A 12,251-nucleotide genomic window follows, 5' to 3' on the forward strand; every position below is an offset into this window, starting at 1 on the left:
TGGTTGTATCTCACCCACCTGCCAGGCCCTGGTGTTGCAAAACTGGTCTGAAGCCCCCTGTCAGTCATCCATCATCGGTCGTCCCAAAAAGTAATGATGGTCTGGTGCGCGAGCGACGCCCGCGCACCAGACCATCATTACTTTTTAAGTAACGTCTACATGAGGCTCAGCCCCCTGCTGCAAAGACAGACATAATCAAAATCGATAGCAGCAAACCCGGGCTTAATAGCAAAATCAAGGTCATCAAATCATGCATTTCCATACGTTTCCCTCATTACTAAATAAGAGCCTGATGGCGAATGCCACATCTAAGACCCGTTCAACACAAACAGGACGGTTAATCCTAATCTGATCCTGACTTGATAGCGTCGTAAAGCGTAACTTTACCCCACCAGAATCGCCCGTCTCATCTATTATCTACCTGGCAAATCGAGTTGGCGTAAAGTCTCACAAAGACTTAAGGGGATGCAGGGATTGCGGAGAATGAGGCGGTAAAGATGGGTGGGTCGGCTGACTCAGTTGATCTAATACGCTGACGATCTCTCGCTCAAACGAAACCTGGGCACGATTGGTTCTGCCACCGACAAATAGGCGGGTGTTTTCGGAAGAGCCGTTATTTTCTGGCTCTTGCAACGCCCAAATTTGCGAGTGCGACACATAACTCATGATCACGCTCAGCATCAGCAACCCAAACCCGGTATAGACGATGGGAATGCCCGGATCTGCTTTGATCTGTAGCCCTGTACTGCCAACGATTTCGTCAATCCAGAGATTTACGCCATTGACTTGGGTAGACATACCCTGGCGAACAGTCGAGATCAGTTGCCCTGCATTGTCATAAATCAACACGGTGCCCTGAAGGTCTTTGGCAATCACCGACACCCCTTCACTCAGATCCGGTTTGGTCGGAATCCAGGTGCCCCACAGCCTACCTTGACCGTTGGTACTGAGTTGTCCCATGGGCAGTTGCAAGACCGGGCTATTATTCAACCGGATGCGAACGGCGGCGATCGCCCAATCCGCCTGATACAGCGTCACCCCACGATAGCGCAGGGGTTGATTCACATGAATGGTTTTGCGATCGACCTCTTTACCGTCTTTATCCAGTACCGATAGGTCAGAATAAAACTGATCGATCGATCCATTAGGCGCATAATCGATCCAAAAGCGATTGACCTTGACAGACCAATCGTTAGGAATTTGGCTTTTTGCCCAGGGACCCGCATCAAAAATATTTTGTATGCGAAATTCCTCGCCACTCGGAACCATTTCCTGCGCAAAGAATCCAGTCATTGCGCCCAAAATCGACCCCAGCAAAATGATGAGCATACTGGCATGGACGATGATCGGCCCAATCCGTCCTATCAAGCCTTTACGAGCATAGAGACTATTGCCATCGCGAAAAATTCGATAGCGCTTTTGAGTCAATAGGGTAGCAAGCTGGTCAAGGGAACCGCTGGTGAGTTCTGTACTCAGTGCCAACTTTTGGAATTGTCGAGACTGGGTATAAAATTGCCACTTTTGCGCCGCTTTGAATGTCGGCAGCTGTCGGGTAAACGTACAGGCCGTCAGGCTAGAGCCAAACAGAATCAGCAATGCCAAAAACCACCAGGTGCGATAGACATGGTCTAACCCCAGGGTCAAAATGATATTTCCGCTGAGGAACCCAAACAGTGCCGGATGCTCCGGGTAATTAGCCTGGTAAAACGCTTGGGATTCACCTTGCTCGATCACCGTACCAGAAATACTAAAGAGGGCGATCGCCAGCAATAACATAATTGCCAGTCGCAGATCTGCCAGCAACGGCAATAACTCTTTCTGAAAATAATGTTTTATCTGCGTCCGCAGGCTAGAGGGTGTGGGTGCAGAGGGTTCTGAAAAGTTTGGAGTCATGAATCGATCTTAAAAGTTTCCCGAAGGAACCAAACGAAACAGTAGCGAAAATACGCCAAATCCGATCAACAGGACGCCGCTGGCAGGTGTAATCCATCCCGACCAGCGGCGCAATTCCAACAGTTTTTTGATGGATGCTGTGAAGGTGCCTGCCAAAATCAAAGGCGCAACATATCCAGCCGTGTACGCCAGCAACAAAATGCTGCCCAAAACTGGGTCTTTGGTTGCCGAGATCCAGGCTAAAAGGCTTGCCAAAACAGGGGTGCTACAGGGTGACGCCACCAGACCAAAGGTCAACCCCAGCAAGTACGACCGAACTCCTTCGGGTAAATCTTTAGAAATCCAATCCAATCCTGTAAAAGAGGGGAGACGCAGGGGCAGTGCCTCTAACAGATTTAGCCCCATGAGAATGGCAATGAGGCTGACGACGATAGGGAGCCCGATGCCGACCTGACCATAAATTCGTCCGGCGATCGCCGCTACGATGCCCAATGCTGCCAGCGTGGTCGCCAAGCCCAGCGAAAACCAGGTGGACTGGATGGCAGCCTGAAGGCGAGTTTTGGCTTCATAGCCGCCAATGTAGCCAATGGTAATAGGCAACATGGACAACATGCAGGGAGTGAGGCTGGTCAACAAACCGGCAAGAAAAATGATGCCCACACTGATCCCGGTCAAGTGGGTCAACTGTGTAGACACTAACGTATCGGCGAAATGTCCTAATCGGTAGAGTTGGAATTGTAGGGTTTCCAGCATATCAGCAGGGCGATCGCCTGGAAGGTATTTGAGCCAGTGGATCAAATTGCGATCTATGGAGCCTCCTGGTTCATTCTACCGAACTAGGGGGAAGGGAATTGAGCACAGAAAAAGATGTTACCCCTGTAGGGCGAAACATTCGTTATACCGATTTAAACAGACTCTACGGTACATCGATCTCGTGTAAGGGCGCATCGCGATGCGCCCTTACGATGTTCTGGGACGACCTTTTCTAGAAATCGCCTTAGCTCTGGGTCACGAGTTGGCGGACATCGTCTCCGGTCATCTTATCTTTGAGCCAGTGGGTTGCCATCTCCAGAGCCGCTTCACTGGGTTGGTGGCGCAGTGCCTCTGTCAAAGCATCCAGATGGGGTTCGATCGCCTGTGACCAGCGCAAACGTTCGCCCACATATTGAGGAAAGGTGAGATTTGGATTTTGGGCGATCGCCTCGACCAACAAGACAACCGCTCGGCTGTCTAATGACTGCACCAGACAAACAGCAACTTCGGCAAACACCTCTTTTTGGTCTGTCTTTTCTAGTAAATGAGTCAATTGAGCCAATGCCCATTCGCCCCGCCCAATTTTTAGCCACTGCTGGATCAGCCGACAGGTAGCATGGGCGACCGAACCATACAATTCAAGATTTTTTTCGTTTTGCAACAACTCCAGCATGGACGGAAACATAGATGGATTATTCCGCACAATCCGTTCCAGGCTGTCAATGGCCTGGGAATTGCTAGAGCGAAAATTTCTGGTTAACGATGCAACGGGTGGCGCTTTGGGTTGACAGTAATATTCAGCAACATAGCGGGTGGCTTCCTGACGAATAACCGGGACAGGGTGACTTTCCATCATTTTTCGTAATGCCACGATCGCTCGTTGATCAAAAACGGCAATGGTTTTCAGACAGACAAAATCTTTCCAACAATCAACGACTTCAAACTGGCGTTTGAGGTGATGAACAATTTCTGCGATCGCTTTTTTGGTCGTCACCCCCAGTTCTGCCAGTTCATAGGCAGCATTCAGGCAAGATGAGCGATCCCAGCTACAATCGACGATTTGGATCAACTCTGCAACGCGTTGGGTGGTTTGCTGACGGTTAACTTGCGCACCCTTATCAAATAGTTCGCGGAGGCTGGGTGGGTTTAGGGCGGCAAACTGGCACAGTTCAACGGTTTGCAGCTGCAATGCTTGCTTTCCCAGGCTGATGCGAGATAACACTTCAGCCGCTCGCATACTGCCAATGCCCTGATCGGCACGGATAGTGGTGAGAGTGGTTTTGACCCGCATGTGGGTTTCTGGAACACCCAGGCGATCTTCCAGAGAAGCGATCGCCTGCCAAAAACCATTCTCGTCGGCGATCGCCAACATCGATAACAGTTCTTGTACTTCCCACTCCAGCAATTCCATGCTTCTCTCCATAACCTAAGCAACTAACCAGTGAACCCACGCTTAATACGTTTTGGGGTTAGAACCCCTGCCTGAGGGCTTGCCCCCTACCCCAGGATGAAAAAGGGTTTATACCATTAAGACTGGCTCTTAAGGGGCGAAGTGCCAATTATAAATCCACCGTTGTAACAGTTCGACTTGCGCAACGGGAAATGAATGGCTGCAAACGCTGAGTTTTGCAACGACGATATCGGGGGTGCGTTGTTAGGAATCGGTATGACCGCTTCCACCCCACCAAAATCTGAGTTTGTGTCGTGTGAACCCGAAGGAGCGTCAATAACCTGTGATTCTTTTGGAGAGAGCCACAGCAGAACCGTCACTCTCTTTAAAAGGAGTCGGTTTTATTCAATTCACGATCTCAAGGAGCGTAGAGTTAATAAAATCAAAGATTTATGTTCAGAAGGATGGCGTCGCCATCCTTCTGAACATAAATGCCTAGTTTTTTATTGAATGGGTGACCCTTAGGTCTATAAGCTGCACGGTCTTAGAAGAGTTCCAGATCAGACTTTACCGGAGAATTGTTCTTCGCAAGAGCATAATAATTATGCCTGCATATCTAAGGGAAAATACTGTTCTAGAAATCGCCTTGTTCTTTTGTTCTTATTGGATCGTTCCCATAGACACCCATCCAAGCCCCATTTTTGTTAAGCAAAATTGAGCCTTGGTGTTTTGTTGAGAGGGTTGCTCTAAGGGTGACTGGGTTTATTTTGCTCTTCCTCATTATTTATCGTTTGGCGAGCTACCCAGTTCATATTTCCAAAGATTCACAATATCTTGAAATTTGCCCCTGCTAAAAATGGCAGGTCTTCAAAAAAATAGGCGGGTAAACGCATTCTAGGTGGGTAAGCCCATGACGCTTCGGTAGCGACGCTCCATTTGTTGCATGGTTTGCGAACGGCGATCGCCATCCCAACGGCTACGGTTAAATAGTTCTTGCCGGAGCTGTTCTAGATTGACGTGGGTGACCATACCGGCTTGCACGATGGGTTTTCCATCCACCCAGACGCTATCTACAACATTGGTGGGGCGACCCAAGACCAGCAGCCCGATTGGGTCGGTCTGGGGCAGTAGAGATAGATTGGTCAAGTCATACAAGACTAAATCTGCCTTTTTTCCTACCGTTAGCGATCCCATTTGCTCTGCCATACCCAAGCCAGTTGCACCACCCAAAGATGCCATTTCTACGGCTTCCCGTGGGGTAATCCACAAACGATAGTCAAAGTCGGTTGTGTTGTGTAAAATCGAGCCGATTTTAATCGCTTCTAATAAATCTTGAGAATCGTTGCTCGATGCGCCATCGCAGCCAAAGCTGACGTTTACCCCGGCTTGCCGATATCGCAAGATCGGTGCGATGCCACTGCCCAAGCGCAGATTACTGAGGGGATTGTGGACTACTGTAGATTGAGTGGCTGCCAAAATAGCACTGTCGGCATCCGTCAGCCAGACGCAATGCGCCAACGAGGTTCTGGAATTGAGAAACCCGATGTGCTGGAGGTGCTCGACGGCACTACAGCCGTATTTTTCGTGAGCCAGCAGTTGTTGGGCTCTGGTTTCCAGCAAGTGAGAATGGTGACAAAGTGAATGGCGATCGCTCAATTCGATGCACCCTGCAAACAACGCATCAGAGCAAAGCTGAATGCCCGTGGGGGCAACCATGATATTAATTCCTTCATCAGGGCGATGAAATTGTTCCACGGCTGCTTGCATCAGTGCCAGCGTTTCGGCAGTGCTACGAAAATACGGCTCGTCCGGCACATTTTTGCCCCCTGAGGGCAGGCTAGAACCGATCGACAGATCTTGAATCAGGGGTCCGATAAAAGCCCGAATCCCAACTTGTCGATAGGCTCTGACCGCTTCTGAAATCGTCTCAATTTCCTTACCCGGAATTAAAACGAGATGATCCACCAGGGTCGTTCCACCTGAGAGCAGTGTCTCAACGGCTGTACCCAAGGCACTGATATAGATTTGATCCACATCTAACGGGGTAAAGTCGTACAGTTCTGCAATCCAAAGCTCTAGAGGACGGGGTGGAATAGCTCCCCGTTGCCACATTTCCGACGAGTGGGAATGTGCGTTGACGAACCCCGGCAAGAGTAGTTTGTTGTGTCCATCAATGGGTGTGCCAGTGACCTTAAGATGGGGGGCGATCGCGGTGATGCGATCGCCTGTAATTTCTACATCTAGAGTTTCATACCCATTGTGAGTGGGTAGTACTGCGTTTTGAATGGTAAAGCTCACTGGTGAATACCCTTTCTCGTAAACCTTAAGCAGAGCTAACAGCAAAGGAGATTTAGTAGATCTCAGGATAAATTGTACTGTCGTAACCCAAATGGAATGGGCGATCGCCATCTCCCTCAGGATCACCTACGGTGTATACATTAAGTCTTCTATGCTTACCCAATCCTGTTTTGATCCCCCCTAGCCCCCCTTAAAAAGGGGGGGATTTGTTTGAAAGTCCCCCTTTTTAAGGGGGATTTAGGGGGATCGAGCAGAATTGTAGCTTCTCGTTTGAGATGTGTGTACACGGTAGCTCAGGACCACACGTTCATGAGTCGCCCGCTACTGGTTTGATCTCGTTACATTTTGCTGTTAAACGTCCATCTTAGTCATTCTTTATCCTGCATCCAGTCCCCTGACCTCGATTGTGCCATTCAATACGGAAGCCAAAACTAGTACACCAACTTACAAGTTCTAGAGGGGGTGGAGGGGGTAAACCCCCTCTTGGGGGCGCAGCCCCCAAACCCCCATGTTGCAAAATTTCGTGTTTGCAACACTAGTTTTCGCCTAGTACGGCTTGTCAGTTGCCTTGTCAGCCCTCTCTTCTCGGAGCACGAAGCGCTATATACCCATTTCTGAATCCTGTTTCTGAATCACCGTAAGCCAGATTTTGCCTTCACCATGATGAATCGATCTCTCAAAACTCTAGGAATACCCCCCAATGCCTGGGCAGTGGATGCAGAAACCGCAGACCTCAGCCGTCCACCTCTGCCCCCCCAAGTCATTACATTACCCACCGAAACCAAGGTTTTACAGCTAGACTTGGCAAAAGCAGCCATCATCGTGGTTGATATGCAAAATGACTTTTGTCATGCCGATGGTTGGTTAGCTCATATTGGGGTAGATGTGACGCCTGCTCGTACCCCAATTGATCCGCTAAAAACCCTTCTGCCCAAGCTTCGCAATGTAGACGTTCCAATCATTTGGCTAAATTGGGGAAATCGCCCCGATTTGCTAAACATTAGCCCTGCCGCATTACATGTCTATAACCCAACGGGCGAAGGTGTTGGATTAGGCGATCGCCTACCCAAAAATGGAGCACCCGTCCTCACCGTCGGCAGTTGGGCAGCCGCCGTTGTGGATGAACTCGAACAAAAACCTGAAGACATTAAAGTCGATAAGTATCGCATGAGCGGTTTTTGGGATACCCCATTGGATAGCATCTTACGTAATCTGGGTAAAACGACATTATTCTTTGCTGGAGTTAACGCAGACCAATGTGTCATGGCAACTTTGCAAGATGCTAATTTTTTAGGCTACGACTGTATTTTGCTCCGCGACTGTACCGCAACGACATCACCAGACTATTGTTTGAAAGCTACTTTTTATAACGTCAATCAATGCTTTGGCTTCGTAACAGATTCAACTATTTTAATAGCTAACAGCTAACAGCTATTAGCTATTAGCTAACAGCCAATAGCTAACAGCTAATAGCTAACAGCTAATAGCTAACAGCCATCAGCTAACAGCTAACAGCTAACAGCCCTTCATAAAATTGGGAGAAAGATGTATGGACCCCTATGCTTGCGTGATCCCTGTCTTAAAAACACCGAAAGACTATCAGGCTTATCGAATCACTCCTACGGATAGTAATCGCCTCGCGATCGTGTTTGATCCCGTTATTGCGAATATGTCTTTGACCTATTGCGTTGAAATTTTTGATGCAGGCGGAAAAACACCGCCCAATCGTCATCAAATGGCAGTAGAAATGTTTTTTGTGTTGAAGGGAGAAGGGTTAGCCAGTTGTGATGGCAAGACTGTCAAAATTCAAGCGGGGGATAGCATTTTGGTGCCACCCACAGGGATTCATGTGATCGAAAATATAGGGATCGGTCGCCTTTATACGCTCTGCATTATGGTGCCTAACGAAGATTTTGCAGAGCTGATTCGCAGTGGCACTCCGGTTGAATTAGATGAAGAAGATATGGCTGTCTTGAAACGGTCTGATGCGTTAGTTCCCTGCTAGTAATTTGCAAATCGATAATGAAGTGCTTTACGACTGGATAGATTACGGGTTGAGAGAGAGCCACGCTCCGCGTGGCTCTCTCTCAACACCTTGCACTTCAAACTTTTGAGAATAGCTATAGCGATCCTATTTGATTTGTGAATCTGATCAGTTGTGAAAGCGCCCGCTCTTCGGGCGGGCGCTTTCACAACTGATTTAGGATTGCTATATATCCCCTCTTTGCAAAGTGTGTTAAGCGATCGCCGTGATCCACTAAGAGGCATTTTGTTATGACGCAAGTCCTTTAGGGGTGCTTACTTGCCATGGCTGCCTGGTGAGGATGTCGGAAAGAAAATTTAATGGATCAAATAAATCGTTGTATGTTTCGTGTTCGCCCAAAACAACTCGTCTCCATGGTTACGCGTGATGGAGTGCGTCTAGATGCAGACGTTTACTATCCAGACAGTGAGGGCAAATTTCCAGTTTTATTAATGCGGCAACCTTATGGCAGGGCGATCGCATCGACGGTTGTGTATGCCCATCCCACCTGGTATGCCGCCCATGGGTATATCGTTGTCATCCAGGATGTACGGGGACGAGGCTCATCGGCAGGTGATTTTGATCTATTTGCCTATGAAATTGAAGATGGTCGAGATGCCGTGGATTGGGCAGCTAGCTTGCCCCAAAGCACTGGGCACGTGGGCATGTATGGGTTTTCCTATCAGGGCATGACCCAACTCTATGCAGCAGCGGGGCAACCGGCAGCGTTGAAGACCATTTGCCCCAGCATGATTGGCTATGACTTGTATCACGACTGGGCCTATGAAGGGGGCGCATTTCGCTATCAACTCAATTTGGGTTGGGCAATTCAACTTGCCACAGAAACAGCTCGGCGGCGCAATGATATCGCTACGTATCAAGCGCTTTATAATGCTTCGCGCAATTTGCCCCTGGATGATCCCATCTCTGCTCAGTCAGCCCTGCTCCAAGCCCTTGCGCCAGAGTCTTTTTATCACGATTGGTTGGCGCATCCTCAGCCCGATGACTATTGGGAGCAGCGATCGCCCAAACGCTATATGCAATCGGTCAATATGCCCATGTTGCACATTGGCGGCTGGTTTGATACTTACATGAGCGGCACGCTGCGGTTTTATCGCGAAATGGTAGCCCGCAGTGCATTTCTCCAGTACCTGATCGTAGGACCTTGGGCACATTTACCGTGGGGTCGTAAGGTCGGTGCGGTTGATTACGGAGTTACCGCTGCTACTCCTATCGATCGTCTACAAATCCGCTGGTTTAATCAATTTCTGAAGGGAGAAGAAACTGGCTTGTTAACAGAAGCATCTGTGCAATTGTTTGAAATGGGACGCAATCAATGGCAGATGTTTGAGTCTTTTCCGACTCCCGCATTGCAAGCATGGCCCCTCGATACCACAGGTCTTGCCAGTATGGGCGAACAGGAAGGGCGTTTGCTAAAGGAATCGCCTACGTCCCCTAATTCAGCTCTTGAAACGCCCACCATGACGGATGTGTGGGTGCATGATCCTTGGCGTCCTGTTCCGAGTTTGGGTGGTCATGCCACGATGCCAGCTGGATCGTTTGATCGGAGTGGTCTAGATTGCCGCACGGATGTGCTAATTTATACCTCTAACATCCTCATAGAAGATTTACATTTAGCCGGGGAAATTATTGTTGAAATTTATTGCACGGCTGATTCTACTGATTTTGATGTGTGTGCAACTTTATCAGACGTGCAGCCCAGTGGCGTGGTTTACAACTTCAGTCAGGGTTATCTAAGACATTCAGAAATTGCCAATGCCAGCCAACCTCTTCAAATTGTTATGCAGCCGACTTGCATGTGTATTGCTCAGGGACATGCCTTACGTCTCAGCCTGAGTGCAGCAAGTTTTCCAGCGTATACCGTAAATCCCGGAACACCCCCAACGGCTCAGGAGGCTCGTCTGATTGATGCCCAAGTGATTACTCTGAGCGTAACCTGTGGTGGCGATCGCCCCTCTAGAGTCCTACTCCCCATTCGTTCGGATGCACGGTTCTAACAGATTGAGAGAAATTTTTTGATGGGAAGGTGTGGACTTTAGATGACAAAACCGAGCCGACTTCACTGTGTTCATTTGAACAAATTGGGTTTTCAAACGTCATTAACTCTAGCTAAAAGTCGATCTAATTGCGGAAGTGGAGTGTTGTTGCAGAAAAGACTCTATTTCCCACGTTGAACGCCATGCCAACGTAAATCGTGTGAAAAGCAATAGCTGTTTTTGACAGATCTAAAACGCTCTTATTTCGCTGCCAAATTTGCACTGAGTAGGCATGCAGCCATTGCCCCATAGTCATCACCAGTACTGATTTTAATACTTAGACCTATCCCAATACTCATCTAATTCGATGAAGTTGTTAATAAAGAATTTAGGTTTTTCTTAATGCAGAAGCTGATCACAATCATTAAACAATAGCAACTTTACACATTCTTTAAAATTATCCATTGTTCTATGTAGTAATTTTGAAGACAGAGAGCCCTTTATAGTAGACGTGCTGAAAAACAATGTAAAAATTGAAACATACTGAATTAATTCGATTGCCATTATTCACGGAAATACGAGTATTAAAATTTCATTAAATTTTTCATGGTCTGTCTAACCGTGTAAAAGCAGTTCTTTCAGCTTGCGTTCAGTTTTTTGTCAGGCTCAACTGAGGTTAAGGTTTCCTTATTTTTGATCCTTGCTATCAAGACAGTTTGAACTTTTTGTTTTTCTGAAAAATTAACTTACCGTTTCTCTCAGTCCGTAGTGATTGCAGGGAAATCTTGTCAATTTTCAATTTCCGAGTTTCGCAATTCTTGGGTATTGCTCGGCTCTATTTCTCGATGTTATTGGTCAAGGGCAGGGAATCTGATGGAATCTACCAGTCAAAAAGAAAAGATGACTTTGTTTCAACAAATGGGGTTCAAATTACCCATTTTGGTCGCTTTGGGCAGTTTATCTGGTTCACTATGCGTCATCTCATCTGCTCCCGCGCAGGCTGCAACAATTGTCAATTCATCTTTTGAGGATAGTGCCTGTACACTCACAGGTGATTTCGCATTCGGTTGTATCGACGGCTGGGATGTGACAAGTGGTGGTCTTTACTATCCTTCGGTTCCTTCAACCATTTCATCCATCCCCGATGGTGAGAGGGTTGCCTTTGTCAGTAGCGGCACGCTTTCGCAGACGCTGAGCGACGGTTTTCTGATTGCCGGAGCAACATACACACTCACGGTAGATGTGGGTGCTCGTAATGATGTTAGCTTTGGTGGCTATACGATTGACTTGCTCGCGGGGAATGTTGTTCTCTCTAGCATCAAAGATTTGCTCACCCCGATTGCAGGGGGGTTTGTTACCTCCAGCCTGACTTATACCGCAACTGACGCTGATATCGATTTATTTGGGCAACCGCTACAAATTCGCCTCACTGGTTTTGGGGGGCAAGTGCTCTTCGACAGTGTCAGCTTGGTAGAAATACTTCCAACGCCAACGCCAACGCCAACGCCGGAACCCACCCCAACTCCAACCCCAACGCCGGAACCGACTCCAACTCCGACTCCAACCCCGACACCAGAACCTACTCCAACCCCGACTCCGACGCCGGAACCCACTCCAACTCCAACCCCAACGCCGGAACCCACTCCGACGCCGACCCCAACGCCGACTCCAACGCCGACTCCAACCCCAACCCCAACCCCTACACCCACGCCAGATCCGGTTTCCGTGCCGGAACCAAGCTCTGTCTTAAGTTTCCTGGCTCTGGGGGCATTGGGTGTCCGGAGCCTGATTATGAAGCGATCGCATAAATCAGATGACTCCGATCCGTCGAATTAAATTCGTCTGAATGCAATGCAGTGGAGGGAGGGGTATTCAAATGCAATAGCCCTCCTTCACT

General features: G+C 48.4%; 8 protein-coding genes. 4 read left to right on the forward strand and 4 right to left on the reverse strand.

Annotation, left to right across the window (positions count from 1 at the left end; translation table 11 throughout):
* Positions 1-447: 447 nt before the first annotated feature.
* The 4 genes from ACR6Z4_RS24590 to ACR6Z4_RS24605 all read right to left on the reverse strand — a co-directional run bounded on the left by ACR6Z4_RS24590 (position 448) and on the right by ACR6Z4_RS24605 (position 6,334).
* Positions 448-1,893, reverse strand: a complete 1,446-nt coding sequence (locus ACR6Z4_RS24590; RefSeq protein ID WP_479719978.1) for a cytochrome c biogenesis protein — start codon at positions 1,891-1,893, stop codon at positions 448-450.
* A gap of 9 nt (positions 1,894-1,902) precedes the next feature.
* Positions 1,903-2,646 carry a cytochrome c biogenesis protein CcdA gene (locus tag ACR6Z4_RS24595; protein ID WP_479720006.1) on the reverse strand — a complete coding sequence of 248 codons (744 nt, stop codon included), beginning with the start codon at positions 2,644-2,646 and terminating at the stop codon, positions 1,903-1,905.
* Between the two features lie 244 nt (positions 2,647-2,890).
* Positions 2,891-4,057 carry a hypothetical protein gene (locus tag ACR6Z4_RS24600; protein WP_479719979.1) on the reverse strand — a complete coding sequence of 389 codons (1,167 nt, stop codon included), beginning with the start codon at positions 4,055-4,057 and terminating at the stop codon, positions 2,891-2,893.
* 873 nt (positions 4,058-4,930) lie between these two features.
* Positions 4,931-6,334 carry an amidohydrolase gene (locus ACR6Z4_RS24605; protein ID WP_479719980.1) on the reverse strand — a complete coding sequence of 468 codons (1,404 nt, stop codon included), beginning with the start codon at positions 6,332-6,334 and terminating at the stop codon, positions 4,931-4,933.
* Positions 6,335-6,997: 663 nt separating this feature from the next.
* Between ACR6Z4_RS24605 and ACR6Z4_RS24610 the strand changes: the two genes are divergently transcribed.
* The 4 genes from ACR6Z4_RS24610 to ACR6Z4_RS24625 all read left to right on the forward strand — a co-directional run bounded on the left by ACR6Z4_RS24610 (position 6,998) and on the right by ACR6Z4_RS24625 (position 12,190).
* Positions 6,998-7,762 carry a cysteine hydrolase family protein gene (locus ACR6Z4_RS24610; RefSeq protein ID WP_479720007.1) on the forward strand — a complete coding sequence of 255 codons (765 nt, stop codon included), beginning with the start codon at positions 6,998-7,000 and terminating at the stop codon, positions 7,760-7,762.
* A gap of 121 nt (positions 7,763-7,883) precedes the next feature.
* On the forward strand, positions 7,884-8,339 hold the full coding sequence (locus tag ACR6Z4_RS24615) for a cupin domain-containing protein (protein WP_479719981.1): 456 nt from the start codon (positions 7,884-7,886) through the stop codon (positions 8,337-8,339).
* Positions 8,340-8,698: 359 nt separating this feature from the next.
* The gene (locus ACR6Z4_RS24620; RefSeq protein ID WP_479719982.1) at positions 8,699-10,375 is read left to right on the forward strand and encodes a CocE/NonD family hydrolase; all 1,677 of its coding nucleotides are present in this window, start codon (positions 8,699-8,701) and stop codon (positions 10,373-10,375) included.
* Between the two features lie 852 nt (positions 10,376-11,227).
* Positions 11,228-12,190, forward strand: coding sequence for a hypothetical protein (locus ACR6Z4_RS24625; protein ID WP_479719983.1), 963 nt, complete (start codon positions 11,228-11,230; stop codon positions 12,188-12,190).
* Positions 12,191-12,251: the final 61 nt, after the last annotated feature.

This window comes from Calyptranema fuscum S582, assembly GCF_055793305.1.